Below are 19,961 nucleotides of genomic sequence, written 5' to 3' on the forward strand. Positions count from 1 at the left end.
GGTTACAGGCCCGACTCGTTGGTCCGGACCATGATCCGCCGGCACTCCTCACAGCGCACCACGTCGTCCGGGTCGGCCTTGCGGATCCGGGCCAGGTCGGCACCGGACAGCTCCAGCCGGCAGCCGCCGCAGCGGCCACCGGTCAGCAGCGCGGCACCCAGGCCGGTGTCCTCGCGGATCTTGTCGTAGAGGCCGACCAGGTCCGACGGGAGGTCACCGGCGAGCGGCTGGCGGGAGGTGCGCTTGAACTCCTCCTCCTTGGCGATCTCCGCCAGGGTGTCGTCGCGGCGCTGCTCGGTCGCGGCGCGGCGCTCGCGGGCCTCGGCGAGCCGGCTCTCGATGCCGTCGAGCACGCCCTGCGCGGTCTCCCGCTGCTCCATCAGCTCCAGCTCGGCGTCCTCCAGATCGCTCTGCCGGCGGTTCAGCGAGACCAGCTCGTGCTGGATCGCCTCCAGCTCGCGGGCCGGGCCGCTGCCCGAGGCGAGCCGGGCCTCGTCCTTGCTCTTACGCGCCCGCACCTGGTCGACGTCCTTCTCGATCCGGGCGATGTCCCGATCCAGGTCGTCGACTGCCACCTGGGCGCGGACCCGCTCGTCCTCCAGCGCGGACAGCTCACGCGCCAGGGCCTCCAGCTCGGCACGCTCCGGCAGGGTGCGGCGGCGATGCGCGAGCTGGGCCAGCGCGGTGTCGATCGCCTGGAGGTCGAGCAGGCGGCGCTGCACCTTCGGGTCAGCCTTCACGTCGGGGCTCCTTGTCGTCCGGCCGGGGCGCGGCGGCGTGCACGGTCCACGGGTCGGTGTCCAGGTCGGACACCACGGTCTCGACGTCCAGCTCGGCGGCCAGGTAGGCGGCCAGGTCGTCCAGCCAGGGTCGCTCCGTCGCCCAGTGGGCGGCGTCCAGCAGCGCCGGGCCACCGGCGGCGAGGTGTTCCCCGGCCGGGTGGTGGCGCAGGTCCGCGGTGAGGAACGCGTCCACCCCGGCCGCGGTCGCCTCGGCGAGGAAGCCGTCCCCCGAGCCGCCGCTGACGGCGAGGGTACGAACCATACGCCCGGGATCCCCGGCGGCGCGAACTCCCCAGGCGGTGACCGGGAGCACGGCGGCGGCCAGCCGGGTCAGCTCGGCGAGCGTCATCGGGGCGGGCAGTTCACCGATGCGGCCGATGCCCCGGCCGGGCCCGGCGGCGGGCGAGCCGGGGCGGGGCGGGTGCAGCGGGCGCAGCCCGGTCAGCCCGAACCGGGCGGCGAGCGCGTCGGACACCCCCGGATCGGCCACGTCAGCGTTGGTGTGCGCCACGTGCAGCGCGACGTCCGCCTTGATCAACCGGTGCACGATCCGGCCCTTGTACGTGGTGGCGGCCACCGAGGAGACGCCGCGCAGCAGCAGCGGGTGGTGCGCGACGATCATGTCCGCGCCGGCGTCGAGCGCCTCGTCCACGGTCTCCGGGACCACGTCCACCACGCAGGCGACCCGGCGTACCGGGTGGTCGGGCTCGCCCAGCACCAGGCCGACCCGGTCCCACTCCTCGGCCCAGGTGGGCGGATAACGGCGGTCCAGCGCGGCCACCACGTCGGCGACGGTTGTCCTCACGGGCGGCCAGCTTACCGGCGTCCGCGCCGGTACACGCCGAGCGCCGCCGGGCGCGGCCCCCGGCATCCGCCGAGGGCCGCGCCCATCGCGCCTCTCAGCCGACCGGGGCGACCGGCCGGTCCGCGCCGCGCAGGGCGGCCAGGCCGGCGTCCCAGGGGAAGGCGTCCGCGCGCCGGTCCCCCGTTCCGGGAGGATGCAGGCGTACGACGTGGTCGCCGAACACCACCCGGACGCCCCACTGCCCGAGCCGGTCGAGGCTGGCCCGGAACGCCGGGTGCGCGGCCATCGCCTCGTTCGTGTACGGGACGGCGGCGATCGGCACCCCCATCCCCTGCGCCTCGACCAGCAGCCCGAGCGCCAGGGTGTCGGTGATGCCGACCGCCCACTTGTTGATCGTGTTGACGGTGGCCGGGCACACCAGCATCGCGTCGGCCGGGGGCAGCACGTCCGGGTCACCCGGGTTCTTGTAGTGCGTACGCACCGGGTGGCCGGTCTGCCGGGCCAGCTCCGTCCGGTCGACGAACTTCGCGCCGTCCGGTGTGGTGACCACGCAGACCGTCCAGTCCTCCCGCTGGGCGAGGTCGACCAGCCGGCCGACGTGACGGGCCAGCGGCGAACCGCAGGCGATGACGTAGAGCACCCGCCGGTGCCCGTTGGCGGTCTCCGGACCGCTCATACTCCGACTCCCATGTGCTCAGCCAACTCCGCGATCGGCGGAGGCGGCGCACCACGTGTGCGACGGAGAATCTCGGACATCAATTCGTGCGCTATCGGCCGGCACCGGATCTCCGACGGCGCGAGCCGGTCACCGCGCAGCAGCATGTCTCCGGCGTTGGCGACGTCACCGATCTGGGAGTAGCCCCGGGCCAGATCGAGCAGGTGGTGCGCGCGCCGCTCCGGCAGCAGCGCGTTGAACGCGGGCTCGGCCAGCCGCATGTGGGTCTCCACCGCCCGGCCGCCGTCACCCAGTTCGACCGCCGCCGCCGCGCGGTGCAGCTCCAGGTTGGTCGGGCCGAACGAGGTCCAGTAGTGGTTGTGGTCGCCGCCGAGCATGGTGGCCGCCTCGCCGGCGCCCGCGAGCAGGTCGTCCACTGTCGCCGAGTCACCGATCCGGGCGGCGGCCATCGCGCCCTGGAGCAGCAGCATCCCGTACACCGAGAGCCGTTCCGGCCGGACGTCGTTGTCGCCGCCGGGCGCGAGCCGGCCCGCGATGCGGACGTTCAGCTCCAGCGCCGGGCGGGGGCGGCCCATCGCGACGAGCGCGTTGCAGACGCGCGTGGTGGCGATGCCGGCCAGCAGCGGGTCGTCGGCGCGCTGGGCCACCGCCATCGACCGGTCGGCGGCGAGCCAGGCGAGGTCGCACTCGCCGAGCTTGCGCAGCACCGAGGAGGCGATCTGGTAGACCTGCCCGAGCAGGTGGGCAGCCTCGCGTACCTGGTCGCCGGCGGCGTAGCCGGCGTCCGCCGCCTGGGCGTCGCGCAGCAGCTTCGGCAGCGCGCGGGTGAGCATGCCGTAGCGGCCGTACTGGTAGGTGAGCCAGGCGTGGTTCACGGCCTTGCGCATGTCGGCCAGCGGCGGGGGGTAGGGCGCCGCGTCGAAGTAGGCGCTCATCGAGTCGTACCGCTCCAGGGCGGTACGGATCTCCTCCACCTCGACCTGGTCGATGCAGTTGAGCGCGTCGGTACGCCGTTCCGGATCCTTGCCGTGCAGCAACTGCACGTCGATCTGAAGGATGTCGGCGATCTCGTAGAGCACGGAGAACTTGTCCAGCCGGCGGACGCCGCGCTCCACCTTGTCCACCCAGCTCTTGGACTTGCCGAGCCGGTCGGCGAAGACCTGCTGGGACATCTTGCGGCGGCTCCGCCAGTACGCCACCCGCCGGCCTATGGGCAGTTCGTCCATTCCCGCTCCCTCCCCCTCACGGCGCCGGCCGGTCCCCCCACGTCCCTCAGGCTCGCGCCGATCGCACAGGTTGTGCGTCCACCGTCCAGCCAGTTCTCGTAGTTTTCGTGCAAGTTGCACCGACCGTTAGTCACCTCAACGAGCGTGGGTTACGGCAGTGACGGCTTTCGACGTGTGGCTTGTGGACGGTTCGGTCTTGTGGATGGTTCGGTCTTGTGGACGGTTCGGCGGGACCAGAGGGGACGACAGACATGTGGAGGAACGTCCGACCGCGCGTCGCTCACCTCTCGCCGCTGGAACGGGTCCGGCTGCGCCGCGTCGCGGTGCGGTACGCGCTGCACGGCTGGCCGGTCACCCCCGGCGCCTGCCTGGCGAACAGTCGCTTCGTGTGCGGCCGGGCCGGCTGTCCCACAGTGGGCTGCCACCCGGCACTGGAGGACTGGGAGCACGCCGCCAGCGCCGACCCGGCCCGGGTGGCCACCTGGTGGCGCAGCCGCCCGCACGGCATCCTGCTGCCCACCGGCCGCGCCTTCGACGTCCTGGAGGTCGCCGCCCACCTCGGCCGGCAGGTCCTGGACGCGGTCGCCACCCATCCCGCCGGGTTCGGCGTACGCGGGCCCGCGCTGGTCACCCCGACCGGCCGCTGGATGTTCCTGGTCCGCCCCGGCGACCCGCTGCGGCCCGAGTTGGAGCACTGCTTCCACGTGGTACGCCACGGACCCGGCTCGTGGATCCCGGCGCCGCCGACCCGGCTGCCCGAGGGGACGGTGCGCTGGGTGGTCGCCCCGGAGCAGGCCCGGTGGCAGCTACCCGACTCGTACCTGGTGCAGAACGCGCTGATCGCCGCGTTACGCGCGGCCGGGGTGACGCTCGGCGCCGACCTGTTCCCCGGCCATCTCCCGCTGCCCCGCCGCGGCCGCTGACCTCCGAGCACCCGGCCGGTGCTGCCGCAACGCGTGCTCCGACACCGAGCGTTCTCCCTGGTCACAGCGGGTCCGGTGACCCGGACGGGTGGCCGACAGCGACCTCCCCGGCACCGGGCTCGTTGTTCCTGGCGAGGGCGCGTCCGCGCCAGAGCGGGGGTTTGACCATGTCCAGGGACGACGCTGCCCGCCACACCGGCGGTACCGAGCCGGCGCGGCCCCGCCGCCGCCTGCACCCGTGGGCCTTCACCCGACCGCTGGGCGTGCGCCCCGGCCGTCCTCGCCCCACCGGCTCCCGCCCCGCCATCCTCCACCGCCCCCTCCGCTGACCCACCCATCCCTGCTTCCCTCCCCTCCCCCACCCCGCTACCGCCGTTGATCAAGGAGTTTGCGTCCGCCCAGCACCCTCTGGAGGACACAAACTCCTTGATCACCGCACCGAGGGCGGCCGAGCGCGGGCCGGACGCGGGCCGGGCCGGCGCCGGAGCGCAGCCGGGGCACCGACCGCGCCTGGGCCGACGCACCGTTGATCATGAAGTTGGCGGTGCGACACGCCGGGCGGCGGTGCCGCCAACTTCATGATCGACGGTGCAGGGGCGGACGGAGGGCGGCCGGGCGGCGGGCAGGTCAGGGCAGGGTGGGCAGGGTGCGGGAGTGGTGCTGGTGAGCGTCGTCCGTCACCACGGCGTGCTGCCAGGGGGACGGTAGGCGGTCCAGCCAGGCCAGGCCCGGCTCGCCCATCGCCACAGCCGCTGTCGCATACGCGTCGGCCACACCCAGGTCGGGGCCCACCACCGTCACCGAGCGCAAACCCGCCGCCGGTACGCCCCGGCGCGGATCCAGCACGTGGTGGCCGCGCTCGTATACGCCCGAGGTGGCGACCGCCAGGTCGGTGCCGGTCAGCACCAGACAGATCGCCGCGGCGTCCCACGGATGCCGCACCCCGACCCGCCACGGCTCGCCTGTCGCGTCGTGGCCGCGTACCCGCACGTCGCCGCCCGCGTTCACACAGTGGTTCGGTGCGCCGGCGGCGACCAGCCGGTCCGAGGCGACCTGCGCCGCCCAGCCCTTCACGTAACCGGACGGATCGAGACGCCCGTTCGTGTACGCGTCGAAGAACCCGTCGGTGGCGGTCCACAGGTCGGCGCAGGCAGCCAGCACGGCCCGCAGGTCGGCGGAGGCGTCGGCGGCCCGCAGTTCGCCCCGGTCCAGCCGGCACACCTCGCTGTCGTCCCGGTACGTGCTGAACCGCGCGTCCACCTCGCGCAGCCAGCCGAACGTCTCCCCGGCCAGTTCGTGCAGGGTGTCCAAGGGCAGGTCGTCGGCCAGGTCGAGGCTGATCGCCGTACCCATGATGTGTTCCACCCGGCGCAGGCCGGGACGAACGACGGAGGCCGGGACGGTCACGCCTTGTCCAGCGCGGCCTGCAACGACTGCTTGTACGCGGTGCTGGTGTAGGTGGCCCCGGACACCGTGCTCAGGTTGGCGCTCTGCCGGGCCACCACCTCGCCGGAGGTGCCGCTGTAGCGGGCCTGCACGTCGTCGCTGCGCTGCCCGGACTGCCCGCCCAGCGGCAGTCCGATCGCCGTGGCGTCGACGATCCGGCTGCCGCTGAGCGTGATCCGGACCTGGAGCGAGCCGTACTCGTAGGTGACCGACGGCCCGGTCACCGTGCGGGTGGTGACCTTCGGCGCGCTGGTGGTGGTCCGCGGCGCGGCGGGTGCGGTGCTGGTGCGGGTGCCGCCCCGGCTGGCCGCGCTGCGGTCGGCGGACGGCTTCGGGGTGGGCTTCGACGAGGCGCGCGGCGACGGGGTGACATCGCCCGGCGCGGAGCCGGTGGGCGACGGCGGTTCGGGCGCGGCCGAGCCGCCGGGGGCGACCGGTGCGAGCGCGGCCGGTACGTCCGCTCCGGCCTGCCCGGCGCCCGGCGCGCCCTTGAGCACCACCAGCGCGGTGGTGCCGGCGGCCAGGCCGGTGATCGCGAGCAGCGCGCGACGCATGGCGGTGCCTCTCCTACAGCTCGAACGCGGTCAGGTGGATCTGGCGGCGGGGCACGCCCGCCGCCCGCAGCGCGGCGACCGCCTCGTCGACCAGGCCGCCGGGGCCGCACAGGTAGACGTCGCGGCGGGTCAGGTCGGGCACGAGGCGACGCAGGCCCTCGGGGTTCATCACCTGGCGGGGGCCGGGGTCGTCACGGCGGCCGACGACGTACCAGACGGAGGTCTGCCGGGCCTGCGCGAGCCAGTCCAGCTCCTGGTGCAGCAGCACGTCGGCCGGGGTACGCGCCCGGTAGATCAGCGCCGCGCCGGGCGGCAGTTCCTCCAGCATCGCCCGCAGCGGCGCGATGCCGCTGCCCCCGGCGATGAGCAGCGCCCGTTCCCGGGTGCGGTGCGCGGCGGTGAACGTACCGGAGGGGCCCTGTGCCCAGACCCGGGTGCCGGGCGTGAGATCCCGCAGCTCGGCGGTGTAGCCGCCGACGACCTTCACGGTGATCCGCAGCCAGCGGTCGTTGGCGGCGGCGGAGACGGAGAACGGGTGCGACTGCCACCAGCAGCCGGGATTGAGGAAGCGCCAGCGGAAGAACTGCCCGCCGAGCAGGTCGATCTGGTTGAGCCGCTGCCCGGTCAGGTAGACCGAGACGGTGTCCGGGCTCTCCGCCACCACGTCGGCGACGCGGAGCCGGTGCCGCAGGTTGAACACCAGCGGTGCGAGCACCCGGCCCCACACCAGCGCGGCCACGACCAGCAGGTACGCGGCGATCCAGCCGGTACGCACCGGGCCGGGTTCGTAGAGCTGCGCGCCGTTGCTGAACTGGTGCGCGTACCCGAGCAGCAGCGTGAGGTAGCTGGCGGCGTGCAGCAGGTGCCACAGCTCGTACGGCAGGCGGCGCCGCACCGCGCGTACCGCGGTGAACGCGACAGTGACCAGGATGCCCGCGGCGAGGAACGCGGAGACCATGTCCTCGTAGTCGGTCAGCAGCGCGCCGACCTCGCCGAGCACCGTCTTGCGTTCCTGGCGGGCGTAGCCGACCACCAGCAGCGACATGTGCGCGAGCACCGCCACCAGCAGCGTCGCGCCGAGATCCCGGTGCAGCCGGGAGATCCGCTCGCCGCCGAGCGCGCGTTCCAGCACGCCGAGCCGGCTCATCATCAGCACCTGGACCAGCAGCAGGTAACCGGCGATCAGCCCGGTGATCCGGCCGCCTGCGGTGAGCAGGTCGGCGGTGTCGGCGAGCGATCCGGACGGGGTGTCCAGCCACCACGGTCCGACCGCGGCGACCAGGCCCAGCCAGAAGACCACCGCCAGCGCACGCCGGCCGCCCGGTCCGCGGCGCGGACGACCCGGGGGTACGGGGGCAGCCGGACGGCCGCCGTACGGGGCGGGATGCCCGGTACGGCGGCCGGCGGCGCGGATGTCCTGGTACGTCACGCGTAGATCTTGACCGGGGTGAACTTCTGCCGGGGGAAGACCTTGTCCACCTGGGCGGTGGTCAGGCCGAAGCGGCCCTGCGCGACCGAACCGTAGACGTTGAACATGTTGTTGTATTCCGGCACGTCGCCGCTGTCCAGCTTGTCCAGTCCGTTCCAGGTGCCGAGCAGCGAACCGGCGAGCTTGCGGCCGGACAGCACGGTGACCACGCCGCCGTGCCCGTGGTCGGTGCCGCCGCCGTTCGAGCCGACCCGCCGGCCGAACTCGCTGGACACCATGATGGTCACGTCCGCCGCCCGGTCGCCCAGGTCGGTGAAGAAGGCGGCCATCGCGTTCGCCAGTTCGTTGAGCCGCCGCCAGAGCTGGCCGCCCTCGCGGGTGCCCTGGTTCTCGTGGGTGTCGTAGCCGCCCATGCCGACCGTGGCCACCCGCACGTTCGCGCCGCCCTTGATGAGCTGGGCGAGCTGCTTGAACGCGTTCCCGACGCCCTGGTACTCGACGCCCTCGGCGGCGGCGTACGGCTTGGCGGCGAGCTTCTGGGCGGTGGCGAGCGCGCCCATGCCCTCGATGACCGCCTCCTCCACCGGGTGGTTGATGCCGGTGAACAGGCCGCGGATCGCCTTCTCGGTGGCCGCCCGGAACTTGTCGTCGCCGTTGAGCCGCAGGTCGCCGACGCTGTTGAGGGAGATCGCGCCGTTCACGCCGACGAGCGAGCGGGGCAGCGTGCTGCCGATGCCGACGCTGCGGAACGCCGTGCCCTTGCCGAGCGAGTCGACCAGGCTGTCCAGCCAGCCCCGGCCGCCGGTCTCGCCGGGCAGGCCGCCCAGGTTGCAGGCGTCGGCGGCCTGGAAGTGGCTGCGGGACAGCCGCGGGTCGGACACGGCCGGCACGAAGCCGAGCTGCCCGGCCTTGAGCCACTTCTCCAGCGGCGCGAACGCGCTGGTCAGCTTGAAGCCGCGGGCCAGCGCCAGCGAGTCGTCACCGAGCAGCAGGTCGGGGCGCGCCTTGGCGAGCACCGGGTCGTCGGCCGGTGCGACAAGGCTCAGCCCGTCCAGCCCGCCGTAGAGGAAGACGTGGATCAGCGTGCCGGTCTTGGTCGCGGCGAACGACGCCGAGGTGGTGACGAACTGCGCCGTCGCGAGCGCGGTCGCGGTCGCGGCGGCGCCGGCGACGAAGGTACGCCGGGTGACGCCCCGGCCGTCCTGCTGCGCCTCCTCGATCTCCTCCAGCCGGCGGTACCGGTCGGTCTCGGCCGCGTTCTCGGCCGCGACGATGTCCGCCTCCGCGCGCAGCAGCGCCTCGGCCGGGTTGTCGGCCAGCCGCCGCAGGTCGGGGCATTCGGGGTGCAGGGGGTACGGGTTCACGGTCATCTCCATCGAATGCCTCACCGGAGGTGGTGCTGGGGGGACGCGAGGATCGTCCGCGCGACAGCGGCGATGGCCCCGTTGAAGGTGGCGTCGACCTTGGCGTTCTCGGCCACACCGGCGACGGCGAGCACGAGCTTCTTCTCCTTGGCGCTGAGCTTCTGCTGCACCAGCCGCTGGGCCAGCGCGTCCACGTACGCCCCGGCGGTGGCCGGCGGCTTCGCGACCAGCTTCTCCGGCTTGACGAAGGTGAACTGCTTGCGCCAGCCGCCGATCAGGTCACCGGCCTCGTTCCAGCCGTCGATCATCGTCCCGGCCGAGGTCCAGGCCAGGTAGACGTCGGCGTAGCCGTCCGGAGTGGGCTTGCCCATCGGGTACTGGCCCAGTTCGCGCATCTTGTCCTGGATCTGCCGCAGGCCCTGCGCGAACGGGGTGCGCCGGTTGTCGCCGGTGAAGCCGGGGGCCGCGTCCGGCGAGACGCCGAGCACCCGGTACGTGGCGACCAGGTACTCCATCGGGCGGCGTACCTTCTGGCCGATCGCCGCCCAGAACTCCGAGGAGCTGAACAGCGTCGCCAGCACCGGCCGGATCTGCCCCTTGTTCGTGGTGTACGCCTTCGCGAGCCGGTCCACCACGGACTTCGGCGGGGTGTCGGAGACGAACCGGGTGGCGAGGTTCTGTGCCACGTACCGCGCGGTCGACGGGTGCATCGCGATGTAGCGGATGTACGAGTCGATGACCTTGTCGGCGGCCACCGGGTCGTCCGAGTTGTTGGCGTGGCTGAACCCGAGGATCTTCACCTTGCCGAGGTAGTGCCGCTCGGCGAAGAACTTGTACTTGCCGTCGGCGACACCGCGTCCGGTCTGGAGCAGCGCGGCCTGACGGACGTCCTTCTCGGTGTAGCCGCCGTCGACGCCGACCGAGTACAGCTCCAGGTTCTCCCGGGCCAGGTTCTCGTTCACCGCGTCCTTGCGCGAGTCGACCTGGTTCAGGTAGAGCAGCAGCGCCGGGTGCTTGTTCGCGGCGACGAGCATCTCCGGGTAGCTGCCCAGCGCGTGCTTGCGGATGACGTCCCGGTCGAACGCGTTGCGGTAGTTCTCCCCGCCGTCGAAGTCGGCGGCGACGTGCAGGAAGTCGTTCCAGAAGTCGACCATCACCTCGAACAGCTGCCGGTCCGACCAGATCTGCCGGGCGATGGTGGCGTCCACCGTCTCCCGGGCCGGGTCGACGCCCTTCTCGTTGAGCTGCTCGCGCTGGTCGCGCAGCTGGGTCGGGCTGAGCTTGAGCGACTGCAGCTCAGCCAGCTTCAGCTCGGCCTTCGTCGGGGCGATCTTCTCCGGTTCGAGCTGCTGGCGCAGCCAGTCGTCGATGCCGAGCCGCTTGATGTCGGCCATCACCTTCGGGGTGGCGGCGAACGTGGTACGGGTGGCGAGGTGCCGGATCGGATCCTTGGCGAGGACCGTCTTCACCGTCACCTTCGTCGCCTCGGCGGCGGCGGCCGGGCTGCCGTAGAGCCGGCCACCGGACGGCGCGTTGCGCTTGAGCGCCTCGCCGGCCCGGGAGCCCATGTAGCTCTCGTTCTGCTCGGTGTAGGTCCGTACCGTGCTCGGCTGCTGGCCGCTGGGCCGGGCGGCGTTGCCGTCGGTGGTCACCGTACCGGTGGCGTCACCGGCCGGGGCGTCACTGAACAGGCCGCGCACCTGCGGGGACATGGCCAGGGCGGCGCCACCGGCGACCACCACGGCACCGCCGAGGGTGGCCAGCGCCCGGCGCCGGCCCCGCTTCGGGGCCTCGTCGCCGTCGTCGTCCAGGTCGGGCAGTCCACCGCCGGGCGGCGGGCCGTACCCGCCGGCGGGCTGGGCGTAGCCGCCGGGCTGGGGGTAGCCGGCGGGCTGGGGGTAGCCGGCGGGGGCCGGCGCGGCGGAGGCGAAGCCGTTCGGCCCGACCCACTGCGGGCCCGGGGCGGGGTGAGCGCCGGGGTGCGGCGCGGCGTGCGGGTCGCGGTACCCGTCCGGATGGGGGTGCTGGTATCCGTCCCAGCCGCGGTCGTCCCGGGGTCGACGCGGTGGCACGTTCAGGTCGGCCATGTACCTATCCCGTTTTCTTCGAGCGCCGGCATGCCTGCCACCCGAGGGGGGTCGGGTGGCGCAGGGGCGGCGACGGTTGCCGGAGAAGTTGCCTACGGGAAAGTAGCCATGCCGTCCCGGCCGCTCAAGGCGCGCCGAACGCGCTCGTGAGCGCACTTAAGACGGTGCTCAGGCCCGCTGCGGAGCACCCGGCCCGGCGGTGGGGCCACGGCGACCTCCGGAGCAGGGCCGACCCGGGCGCGCACCGACCGGATGCGAGGTTCCGTACCCCGGCGGCGCCGCCGGGCGCGTTCATCGCCTCACCGAAACTTAAGGTACGGATAAGCCTGCGCTGAGAACCTCGTTCCGCCTGTCCGGTCCGGTGAAACAGCAGCAGCGGCGGCGCGTGACCGGCCTCCGATCCGGGTATGCCGCCGAACCGCTGAAGCCGTGAGGGGAAGGCACCGCCATGCTCAGCCAAGAGGATCAGCGCAGGTTCGAACAGATCACCCGCCAGCTGCGGGAGAGTGATCCACGATTCTTCGCCCGGTTGGACAGCCGGATCAAGGGCCGCCGAAGCCGGTACATGATGCTGTTGACGATCGTGCTGTGGGCGTCGCTGCCGGCGATGACAGTGCTCGTCGGACGGCTCGCCGGGGCGATCTGCGCGGTGGTGCTCGTCGCCAACGCCGCAGTGATGTGGCGCTTCCGCCGCCGCCTCCTTTAGGGCGCAAGGAAGGGCCCCTTATTAACGCCTCCGGTAGAGGAAGGGCCCCTTATTAACGCTCGCCTGCGGCTTCGCCGCGGCCGAACTCCCCGGGGGGCGCGGCTTCGCCGCGGCTGAACTCCCGGTACGCCCGGCGCAGCCGCTCGGCCAGGCCCGGCCCGCCGATCCCGGCACCGGGTGAACCGAGCTGGCGCAGCAGCAGCTCCGGGCCGGTGGCGAGCGTGGGCGGACGGTCCGGCAGCGCCACCGGAGACAGCCAGAACCGGTCCGGTTCGGCGTCCGCCTCGACCGGCGGCAACCCGGCCAGGGCCCGCGCCGCGCCGACCACCGGCACACCGGTGCTCCCGGCCGACTCCAGCTCCGCACCGGGCACCGGCTCCGCGCCCGCACCGCCGGCTCCGCCCGCACCGCCGGCTCCGCCCGCACCGCCGGCTCCGCCCAAGCTGCCGGCGTCGGCGCCGCGCAGCGTACGCAGCCGGTCCAGCAGCTCGGTACGGGACCGGCCACGCCAGTGCAGCAGGTGGAACGGGTCCGCGTCGAACGCCTCGGCGAGCAGGTAGAACGTGGCCGCCAGGTGTTTGCACGGCACCGCGAAATCCGGGCAGCCGCAGCGCTGGTCCAGCTCGCCGATCTCGGCCGGGAACAGCGGCGCGCCCGCCTCGGCGAACAGTTCCTCCAGCTCGGCGGGCAGGTCACCGGCGAGCAGCCGGGCGCTGAAGAACGCCTGCCCGGCCAGCTCCGATTCCAGTCGCCGCCACACCTTCGACGGGTACGTGGCGAGCCCGATCCGCACCGGGTACGGCCGTGGCCGGGAGCCCTGCACCTCGGCGGTGACCTCGCCCGGCGACACGTCCAGCCGGAGCACCTGGCCCCGGCGCGCGTACGCCCGGCCGCGGGTGAGCCGGGAGCCGAGCGCGAACGACTCCAGCACCTCCACGAAGCGCCGGGACCACCAGGACTGACCGATAGCGCCCCTGGTGCTGCGCGCCCGCAGGCCGCCCTCGACGCGTACCGGCGGCCCGTAGTCCTCGAACCGGTTGAACGGGCTCACTCGACCACCGCCCCGGACTCCAGCCGGAACAGGTCGCGCAGCGTGTCGGTGGACAGCTCGGTGACCCACTGCTCGCCGCTGCCCACCACCGACCGGGCCAGGCTGCGCTTGTCGGCGATCATCGCGGCCACCTTCTCCTCGACGGTGCCGGCGCAGACGAACTTGCGTACCTGCACGCGGCGGCGCTGTCCGATGCGGAACGCCCGGTCGGTGGCCTGGTCCTCGACGGCCGGGTTCCACCACCGGTCCACGTGCACCACGTGGTTGGCGGCGGTCAGGGTGAGCCCGGTGCCGCCGGCCTTGAGCGACAGGACGAACAGCGGCGGACCCTGCGGCGTCTGGAAACGGGTCACCATGGCGTCCCGTTCGGCCTTGCCGACGCCGCCGTGCAACAGCAGCACCTCCCGGCCGGTACGCGCCGACAGGTGCCCGCGCAGCATGCCGCCGAACTCGGCGTACTGGGTGAACAGCAGCGCCTTCTCCTCCGCCGCGAGCACCTCGTCGACGATCTCGTCGAGGCGTTCCAGCTTGCCGGACCGGCCGTCCAGCGCGGAACCGTCGTGCAGCAGCTGGGCGGGGTGGTTGCAGACCTGCTTGAGCCGGGTCATGGTGGCCAGCACCAGTCCCCGGCGCTCGATCCCGTCGCTGGACTCGATCTTCGCCATCATGTCGTCGACCACAGCCTGGTAGAGGGCGGCCTGCTCGGCGGTGAGGTTGCAGACCACCTCCATCTCCAGCTTCTCCGGCAGGTCGGTGATGATCGTCGGGTCGGTCTTGAGGCGGCGCAGCACGAACGGGCCGGTGATCCGGCGCAGCCGCTCGGCCACCTCGGCGTCGCCGTGCCGCTCGATCGGTTCGGCGAAGCGCTTGCGGAACGTCGCGGCCGGGCCGAGCAGCCCAGGATTCGCGAACTGCATGATCGACCAGAGGTCGGCGAGCCGGTTCTCCACCGGCGTACCGGTGACCGCGACCCGGTGCCGCGCGGGCAGCGACCGGACCGCCTCGGCCTGGCGGGTCGCGGCGTTCTTGATCGCCTGCGCCTCGTCCACCACCACCCGGTGCCAGTCGACGCCTGCCAGCTCGAACGCGTCCCGGGCGGCCACCGAGTACGTGGTGAGCACCAGGTCCGCCCCGTCCACCGCGGAGGCGAAGCCCTCGCCGCGGGTGCGCTCGGCGCCGTGGTGCACGTGGACGCGCAGCCCGGGCGCGAACTTCGCCGCCTCGCGCTGCCAGTTGCCGACGAGCGACATCGGACAGACCAGCAGCGTGGGCCCGGCCTCGGGCGGGTCGCCGGCGAGCAGCGCGAGCAGTTGCACGGTCTTGCCGAGGCCCATGTCGTCGGCGAGGATCCCGCCGAGGCCGAGCGACTGGAGGAACGCCAGCCAGGCGAGCCCGCGCCGCTGGTACGGCCGCAGCGTCCCGGTGAAGCCCGGCGGCGGGTCGGCCGGGGTGAGCCGCCGTTCCGCCTCACCGGCGAGCAGTTCGCCGAGCGCGCCGTCGGCGACCACGTCCAGCACCGGCAGTTCACCGGCGCTGTCGTCACCGGACAGGCCCATCCGGAGCAGGTCGGCAACCGTCAGCTCGCCGGAGGACCGCAGCAGTTTCAGCCCGGCCTCCAGCCGCTGCGGGTCCAGCTCGACCCACCGGCCGCGCAGCCGGACCAGCGGCGACTTCAGGTCGGCCAGCGACGCCAGTTCCTCGGCGGTGAGCGGCTCGTCGCCGAGCGCCAGCTCCCAGCGGTAGTCGACGAGCGCGTCCAGCCCCAGCTTCCCGGCGGTGGTGGCGACAGCACCCGGCGCGGTACGGCTGCGTGCCCGCAACCGCGCCCCCAGCCGCGACGAGGAACGCCGCCACCACGACGGCAGCAGCACCCCGAACCCGGCAGCGTGCAGCACCGGCGCGCCCTCGCGCAGGAACCGGTGCGCGCCCTCGGCGTCGAGCTCCATGCCCTCGGGCGCGGCGGTACGCAGCGCGGCGTCCACCTCGGGCCACAGCCGGCTGGCCCGGCCCAGCTCGGCGAGAAGCGTCTCCTGCGGCTCCACGCCCCGGGCGGCGAGCGCCGGCGCGTGCCGCTGCCAGATGTGCGCGGCGTCCACCACGAGCCCCGGCTCGTCGGCCGGGTGCAGGCCGAACTCGACCCGCCAGACGGCGTCCTCGATCAGTTCGGCGACCGGGTCGACGGCCGGCTCGACGAGACGGAACGTGGCCCGTACCGCGCCGCCGGCGGCGTCGCGCTGCCAGGCGTCCAGTTCGTCGCGCAGCGTCGCCAGCGCGTCCGGCTCGGCCGGGAAGGCGCGCTCCGGGCCGGTGAGCGCGGCCAGCCAGCGCGGCACCGCGCCGACCGGGCGCATCCCCCGGTGCAGCCGGTGGCCGGCCAGCGCCACCCGGGCGGCGGCGTCGACGAGCCCGTCCAGCGCCTCCGTGACCAGTTCACCGGCCCCGATGTCGTCGGCCCGCCCGGCCCACACGTCCTCCGCCAGCCCGCTTCGCGGGGCACTCCCGTCCGGCGAGCGCCCGGCACCGCCGCCCGTCCGGGCATCAGCCGGCCCCGAGACGACTGCCGCGCCGCCGATGGCCACCGCGACGGCAGCCCGCGCAGCCGAAGCCTCGGGTCGCCACTCGCGGGCGGCGCGGGCCGCCGGGGGCAACGCCGTCGCCAGGTCGCGCGCCCAGCCCGCGTCGGTGCCGGTGAGCAGCGGCCGCCAGAGCGCCCACCCCGTCGCCACGTCGTCCGCCCGCACGGCCCGCAGCCGCCGGCCGGCCTCCGAAACGCCCGAAACCGCCGGTGACCGCCGCGCCGAGGTCCGTCCGCCGGTCCTGGCCGGCCCTCCGCCGGGTCCACCACCACCGGGGTACGCCTCGAGCACGACCGGCAGCAGCCGGCCGCGTACGACCAGGTCGGCGGCGAAGCCGGCCAGCTCGCACAGGTGCCGCAGGCTCGCCCCGACCGGGCCCGGCATCGGGGCGCGCAGCAGCGCGTACGCGTCGTCCGGGGCGTACCCCAGGGCGGGAGCGCGCCATCCGGCGCGGGTGACCGGGCCGCGGACCGGTTCCCCGACGGTGGCCCGGACCAGTTCCGGCGAGTCCAGCGGCGAGCCGGCCCGGGTCGGCAGGTCCAGCCGGACGGAGATCGGCTCGCCGGGCGGGCCGTCGAGCGCGGCGGCGAGCGCGGCGTGGTCGGCGGCGAACGGGTGCGGGCGTTCGCGCGGTACGCGGCCGGGGCGGCGGGGCGCGCGGGCCGGGAGCGTGCTGTCCTCGGCCCACAGGGCGAGCCCGGCGCCGGGCAGCCACAACCCGTGGATGACCAGCACTGCTCCCCCTCGACGACGCCCCGGGGCCGGAAGACGGCGCCCGGGGAGTCAGGATAGGCCGCCGGGCGCCGCTATCGTCGGCGCCATGGTCGACCTTCTCGTGATCGGCGGGCTCGGCGTGGACATCCGCGTCCAGGTGTCCGCGCTGCCGCCGCCCGTCGCCGACTCGCTGCTGGTGCCGCCGATCGACCTGCGGATCGGCAACACCGGCTCCGGGGTCGCGCTGGCCGCGCACGCGCTCGGCCTGCGGGTGGCGCTCGTCGACGTGCTCGGTGCCGACGCGGCCGGGGACGTGGTGCGGGCGGCGCTGGCGCGTACCTCGATCCGGACCACGCTCGCGGACGCGCCGGCCGGTACCCGCCGCTCGGTGAACCTGGTCGACCCGGCGGGGCGGCGAATGTCGCTGCACGACCCGCGTCCGTGGTCGGGGCCGGCGCCGTTCGGCGAGGCGGAGCTGGCCGCTCTCGTCGCCGAGGCGACCCACGTCCACCTGTCGATCATGGACTGGGCCCGGGACGCACTTCCGGTGCTGCGCGCCGCCACGTCGGTCTCCACCGACCTGCACGACTGGGACGGCGAGAACGACTACCACCGCCCGTTCGCCCGGATCGCGGACCTGGTCTTCGTCAGCGACACGCGGCTCGGCGAGCGGGCCGCCAAGGAGGCGGCGGAGCTGGCGCCGCGCACGGTGCTGGTCACCGGCGGGGCGGCGGGCGCGACGCTGCACACGCCCGGCGTGCCACCGACGCACGTGCCCGCCGCCACCCCGCCCGGACCGGTGGTGGACACCAACGGTGCCGGGGACGCGTTCGCGGCCGGGGTGATCGCCGCCCGGCTGCGTGGCGCGGGCGTCCTCGACGCGGCCAGGTACGCCGCCCGGGTGGCGGCCGCCGCCTGCACCCACGACGGGATGGAGTATCCGGACGGGCTGCTGCCCCGCGAGTGACCCGTCAGATCGCGCCGGTCTCGCCGTCGGTCAGCTCGCGCAGGATGTCGGCGTGCCCGGCGTGCCGGGCGGTCTCCTCGATCAGGTGCACCAGCACCCAGCGCAGCGACACCTCGCCGAGCTGCGGGTGCGGCACCACGTGGTCGAGGTCGAACCGGGCGGCGACCCGGCGGGACTCGTCGCACGCCGCCTCGTACGCGGCGACGAGCGACTCGACGGTGTCGCCGGCGCCCAGCGTGAAGCTGGCGTCGGCGTCGGCCTGGGAGGTGACGTAGACGTCGCCCGGCTCGGGGTCGAACAGGCAGCGGAACCAGTTCCCCTCGACCACCGTCAGGTGCTTGAGCAGCCCGGCCAGGGTGGTCAGCGAGGGCACCAGGCGCCGGGCGGCGTCGGCGTCGGTCAGGCCGCGCGTCTTGCGCAGCACGGTGCCCCGGTGGAAGTCGAGGAACGCGTCGAGGATCGCCCGTTCGCCGCCCGTGCGGGCGAGGACCGGACCGAGTGTCGGATCGATCGTCGGGTGCGCCATCCCCGGACCCTAGTACGCGGTGTGCTAGCCCCGCTGCCCCGCGTGATCCCCTGCGCGGGCGGGCCGGCCGGGGCAGGATGGGCGCATGGCTTCCACGGTGCAGATCCCCCTGGTGGGCGGCGCGGCCGACGGCGAGACCGTCACCGTCGAGCTGGACGTCAACGGCCGCCCGCCGCTGACCCACCACCACCTCGGGCCGCAGGGGCTCGCGGAGGCGCAGATCTACGAGCTGGAGTCGAGCGACCAGCCGGGCCGCGAGTGGGTCTACGCCTGGCGCGGCCCGGCGGTCTGACGGCCCGGCTCACAGCGCGTGCGTCAGCGTGCGGGCCCGGATGCTGTCCAGCACGCTGCGGGTCACCTGCGAGGTGCCGCGCGCCTGCTCGCACACCTCCGCGACCCGGCGCGCGGTCGCGTCGGCCCGGGCCTCCCGCTCGTCCCACAGCCGGTCCACCTCGGCCAGCAACGGGCCCTCCACCTCGCGTTCCACGCCGCGCAGCGCCGGCACACCGAGGCGCTGGGCCAGGTCGAAGACCTTTCCGGCGTACGGCAGCGGCAGGAACGACGTGCCCATCATGGCCGCGAAGATCAGGAAGTGCAGGCGCATGCCGACCGCGAGGTCGAAGTGGCGCATCAGGCCGAGGATCTGCGCCGGACGGTAGTCGCCGTGCAGGATCCGGCCCCGATCGGCGGCGGTCATGTGCGACAGCACGCCGTGGGAGTGCCGGATGTCGTCGCGTTCCATCGGCACGAACAGCACGTACGCGTCGATCCGGTGCACCAGGAAGTCACCGATCTGGGCGAGCAGGCGGTGGTAGCCGTCCACGTCGAGCCGTTCGGCGGCCCGGCCCGGCTCGCGCACGCTCAGCCCGACCAGCCGGGAGCCGGCCGGTACGCCCTCCTCACGCAGCCACTGCTGGGGGAACTCCTCCGGTTCGAGCAGGAACGCCGGGTCGGCGGTGACGGTGATCGGGTTGACCAGGCCGGCCTCCTCCAGCACCATCCGGGACTCCTGGTCGCGGACTGTCACCTCGACGGCCTGCGCCAGCGTCTCGCGCACCATGCCGCTGTCCAGCGTGTCGGTGAGCGGGCCGGCCCCTACCGCGTACGTGATCAGCGGCAGCCCGCGCTCCTGGGCGACCCGGACCACCCGCAGGTAGCGCCGGGCCTCCTTGTCGTAGAGGATCCCGCCGCCGCCGAGGATGAGCAGGTCGAGCTGGTTGAGCACCGGGGACGAGTCGACCCGGCTGACGCCCTCCCACGGCACCGCCTCGACCTCGGGGTGGGCCAGCGCGGTGTGCGCCGGGTTGCGGGAGAAGACGATGATCCGGGCGTGGGGCTCGTGGCGGCGCAGATCGTCCAGCAGACCCGTGAGGATCGCCTCGTCGCCGAGGTTGCGACCGCCGTAGGAGCCGAGCACGCCGATGGTCAGTCCGGTGCGTTCCCTCATCCGTTGCTCCTTCCCAGGGGCGTCCGCGCCAGCGTTCCCGCTGGCCGCCCCGGGTTAACGCACGGCGAGGAGGCTCAACCGGTGGCGTCGCCGACCAGACGGGAGACGAGGTCCGAGACCACCTGATCGGTGTCGAACCCGGCGTCGATCGAGGTGGTGAGCAGGTCGAGCAGGAGCCCGTCGACCGCGTAGTGCAGCAGCGCCACCTCGTACGCCGCGCCCGGTAGTGCGGCGGCGGTGTGGTGGGCGACGTCGTCGGCGTACCCCCGGCGCAGCACGCCGCCGAGCGCGGCCCGCAGCTCCGGGCGGCGGGCGGCCTCCAGCCGCAGTTCGAACAGCGCCCGGGTGAGGCCCGGCTCGCGGGTGGTGCGGGCGACGATGTCGCGCAGGTAGTCGGTCATCAGCGCGAGCGACGGCTCGCGGCGGCCGAGGTCGGCCAGCACGGCCGGGTCGGGCGCGATCCGGTCGAAGATGCGTTCGGCCAGGCCGGCGAGCAGCGCCGCGCGGGACGGGAAGTAGTTCGAGGTGGTGCCGGTGGGCACGCCCGCCTCGGCGTCGACCGCCCGGTGGGTCAGCCCGCGCGCGCCCGCGTCGGCGAGCACCCGCAGGCCGGCGTCGGCGAGCAGGGTACGGCGTTCCGGATTCCTGGCCACGCGAACACACTAGCAATAACCACGACAGG

The 19,961-nt window shown here is 74.0% G+C and carries 18 protein-coding genes; 4 read left to right on the forward strand and 14 right to left on the reverse strand.

Translation table 11 applies throughout. The annotated features are described in order from the left end of the window. Positions 1–2: 2 nt before the first annotated feature. From NMK34_RS22735 to NMK34_RS22750, 4 genes are all read right to left on the reverse strand, one after another. Positions 3–740, reverse strand: coding sequence for a zinc ribbon domain-containing protein (locus NMK34_RS22735; RefSeq protein ID WP_318335123.1), 738 nt, complete (start codon positions 738–740; stop codon positions 3–5). Next, on the reverse strand, positions 730–1,566 hold the full coding sequence (locus NMK34_RS22740) for a Nif3-like dinuclear metal center hexameric protein (RefSeq protein ID WP_318336403.1): 837 nt from the start codon (positions 1,564–1,566) through the stop codon (positions 730–732). Before NMK34_RS22740 ends, NMK34_RS22735 begins: the two co-directional genes overlap by 11 nt. 115 nt (positions 1,567–1,681) lie before the next feature. Further along, entirely contained in the window at positions 1,682–2,263 is a 582-nt protein-coding gene (locus NMK34_RS22745; RefSeq protein ID WP_282310753.1) for a flavoprotein, read from the reverse strand. Next, positions 2,260–3,489: a helix-turn-helix domain-containing protein gene (locus tag NMK34_RS22750; protein ID WP_135241423.1), complete on the reverse strand. Its 1,230-nt coding sequence runs from the start codon at positions 3,487–3,489 to the stop codon at positions 2,260–2,262. The genes NMK34_RS22745 and NMK34_RS22750 overlap by 4 nt, the downstream gene beginning before the upstream one ends. Positions 3,490–3,740: 251 nt before the next feature. On the opposite strand from NMK34_RS22750, the gene NMK34_RS22755 reads away from it, so the two are divergent. Beyond that, positions 3,741–4,412 carry a bifunctional DNA primase/polymerase gene (locus tag NMK34_RS22755; RefSeq protein ID WP_318335124.1) on the forward strand — a complete coding sequence of 224 codons (672 nt, stop codon included), beginning with the start codon at positions 3,741–3,743 and terminating at the stop codon, positions 4,410–4,412. 627 nt (positions 4,413–5,039) lie between these two features. On the opposite strand, the gene NMK34_RS22760 is transcribed toward NMK34_RS22755, so the two are convergent. Genes NMK34_RS22760 through NMK34_RS22780 form a run of 5 tightly spaced genes read right to left on the reverse strand, consistent with a single transcriptional unit; the run spans position 5,040 to position 11,292 of the window. Next, the gene (locus NMK34_RS22760) at positions 5,040–5,765 is read right to left on the reverse strand and encodes an FAD:protein FMN transferase (protein ID WP_318335125.1); all 726 of its coding nucleotides are present in this window, start codon (positions 5,763–5,765) and stop codon (positions 5,040–5,042) included. A 50-nt stretch (positions 5,766–5,815) separates the two neighbouring features. Continuing rightward, a complete protein-coding gene (locus NMK34_RS22765; RefSeq protein ID WP_318335126.1) occupies positions 5,816–6,412 on the reverse strand; it encodes an FMN-binding protein in 597 nt (198 codons plus the stop codon). A gap of 13 nt (positions 6,413–6,425) precedes the next feature. Next, positions 6,426–7,841 (reverse strand): ferric reductase-like transmembrane domain-containing protein, encoded by a 1,416-nt coding sequence (locus NMK34_RS22770; protein ID WP_318335127.1) that lies wholly within the window; start codon positions 7,839–7,841, stop codon positions 6,426–6,428. After that, positions 7,838–9,211 (reverse strand): DUF1501 domain-containing protein, encoded by a 1,374-nt coding sequence (locus NMK34_RS22775; protein WP_318336404.1) that lies wholly within the window; start codon positions 9,209–9,211, stop codon positions 7,838–7,840. The genes NMK34_RS22770 and NMK34_RS22775 overlap by 4 nt, the downstream gene beginning before the upstream one ends. Positions 9,212–9,225: 14 nt before the next feature. After that, positions 9,226–11,292 (reverse strand): DUF1800 family protein, encoded by a 2,067-nt coding sequence (locus NMK34_RS22780; protein ID WP_318335128.1) that lies wholly within the window; start codon positions 11,290–11,292, stop codon positions 9,226–9,228. 448 nt (positions 11,293–11,740) lie between these two features. Between NMK34_RS22780 and NMK34_RS22785 the strand changes: the two genes are divergently transcribed. Beyond that, positions 11,741–11,998 carry a DUF3040 domain-containing protein gene (locus NMK34_RS22785; RefSeq protein ID WP_318335129.1) on the forward strand — a complete coding sequence of 86 codons (258 nt, stop codon included), beginning with the start codon at positions 11,741–11,743 and terminating at the stop codon, positions 11,996–11,998. A gap of 52 nt (positions 11,999–12,050) precedes the next feature. Here the strand turns inward: NMK34_RS22785 and NMK34_RS22790 are convergent, their stop codons facing one another. Both NMK34_RS22790 and NMK34_RS22795 read right to left on the reverse strand, forming a co-directional pair. Continuing rightward, entirely contained in the window at positions 12,051–13,049 is a 999-nt protein-coding gene (locus tag NMK34_RS22790; RefSeq protein WP_318335130.1) for an SWIM zinc finger family protein, read from the reverse strand. Further along, the gene (locus NMK34_RS22795) at positions 13,046–16,360 is read right to left on the reverse strand and encodes a DEAD/DEAH box helicase (RefSeq protein WP_318335131.1); all 3,315 of its coding nucleotides are present in this window, start codon (positions 16,358–16,360) and stop codon (positions 13,046–13,048) included. The genes NMK34_RS22790 and NMK34_RS22795 overlap by 4 nt, the downstream gene beginning before the upstream one ends. Positions 16,361–16,445: 85 nt before the next feature. On the opposite strand from NMK34_RS22795, the gene NMK34_RS22800 reads away from it, so the two are divergent. After that, positions 16,446–17,306, forward strand: coding sequence for a carbohydrate kinase family protein (locus tag NMK34_RS22800; protein ID WP_114921085.1), 861 nt, complete (start codon positions 16,446–16,448; stop codon positions 17,304–17,306). 4 nt (positions 17,307–17,310) lie between these two features. Here NMK34_RS22800 and NMK34_RS22805 read toward each other — a convergent pair whose 3' ends face one another. Continuing rightward, complete coding sequence (locus NMK34_RS22805; protein WP_114921086.1) at positions 17,311–17,832, reverse strand: DinB family protein; 522 nt, start codon at positions 17,830–17,832, stop codon at positions 17,311–17,313. Positions 17,833–17,917: 85 nt separating this feature from the next. Here NMK34_RS22805 and NMK34_RS22810 point away from each other — a divergent pair, with 85 nt between their 5' ends. Beyond that, on the forward strand, positions 17,918–18,124 hold the full coding sequence (locus tag NMK34_RS22810; RefSeq protein ID WP_114921087.1) for a hypothetical protein: 207 nt from the start codon (positions 17,918–17,920) through the stop codon (positions 18,122–18,124). 9 nt (positions 18,125–18,133) lie between these two features. Here the strand turns inward: NMK34_RS22810 and NMK34_RS22815 are convergent, their stop codons facing one another. Further along, complete coding sequence (locus NMK34_RS22815; protein ID WP_318335132.1) at positions 18,134–19,279, reverse strand: polysaccharide pyruvyl transferase family protein; 1,146 nt, start codon at positions 19,277–19,279, stop codon at positions 18,134–18,136. A gap of 74 nt (positions 19,280–19,353) precedes the next feature. Further along, positions 19,354–19,932 carry a TetR/AcrR family transcriptional regulator gene (locus tag NMK34_RS22820; RefSeq protein WP_318335133.1) on the reverse strand — a complete coding sequence of 193 codons (579 nt, stop codon included), beginning with the start codon at positions 19,930–19,932 and terminating at the stop codon, positions 19,354–19,356. Positions 19,933–19,961: the final 29 nt, after the last annotated feature.

This window comes from Micromonospora sp. BRA006-A (genome assembly GCF_033433935.1).
GTDB lineage: Bacteria > Actinomycetota > Actinomycetes > Mycobacteriales > Micromonosporaceae > Micromonospora > Micromonospora aurantiaca.

Coding starts and splice junctions, on each gene's coding strand:
- NMK34_RS22760 (WP_318335125.1), bottom strand. CDS start 5,765: ATGGGTACGGCGATCAGCCTCGACCTGGCCGACGACCTGCCCTTGGAC.
- NMK34_RS22745 (WP_282310753.1), bottom strand. CDS start 2,263: ATGAGCGGTCCGGAGACCGCCAACGGGCACCGGCGGGTGCTCTACGTC.
- NMK34_RS22785 (WP_318335129.1), top strand. CDS start 11,741: ATGCTCAGCCAAGAGGATCAGCGCAGGTTCGAACAGATCACCCGCCAG.
- NMK34_RS22780 (WP_318335128.1), bottom strand. CDS start 11,292: ATGGCCGACCTGAACGTGCCACCGCGTCGACCCCGGGACGACCGCGGC.
- NMK34_RS22810 (WP_114921087.1), top strand. CDS start 17,918: ATGGCTTCCACGGTGCAGATCCCCCTGGTGGGCGGCGCGGCCGACGGC.
- NMK34_RS22800 (WP_114921085.1), top strand. CDS start 16,446: ATGGTCGACCTTCTCGTGATCGGCGGGCTCGGCGTGGACATCCGCGTC.
- NMK34_RS22805 (WP_114921086.1), bottom strand. CDS start 17,832: ATGGCGCACCCGACGATCGATCCGACACTCGGTCCGGTCCTCGCCCGC.
- NMK34_RS22750 (WP_135241423.1), bottom strand. CDS start 3,489: ATGGACGAACTGCCCATAGGCCGGCGGGTGGCGTACTGGCGGAGCCGC.
- NMK34_RS22775 (WP_318336404.1), bottom strand. CDS start 9,211: ATGACCGTGAACCCGTACCCCCTGCACCCCGAATGCCCCGACCTGCGG.
- NMK34_RS22755 (WP_318335124.1), top strand. CDS start 3,741: ATGTGGAGGAACGTCCGACCGCGCGTCGCTCACCTCTCGCCGCTGGAA.
- NMK34_RS22765 (WP_318335126.1), bottom strand. CDS start 6,412: ATGCGTCGCGCGCTGCTCGCGATCACCGGCCTGGCCGCCGGCACCACC.
- NMK34_RS22815 (WP_318335132.1), bottom strand. CDS start 19,279: ATGAGGGAACGCACCGGACTGACCATCGGCGTGCTCGGCTCCTACGGC.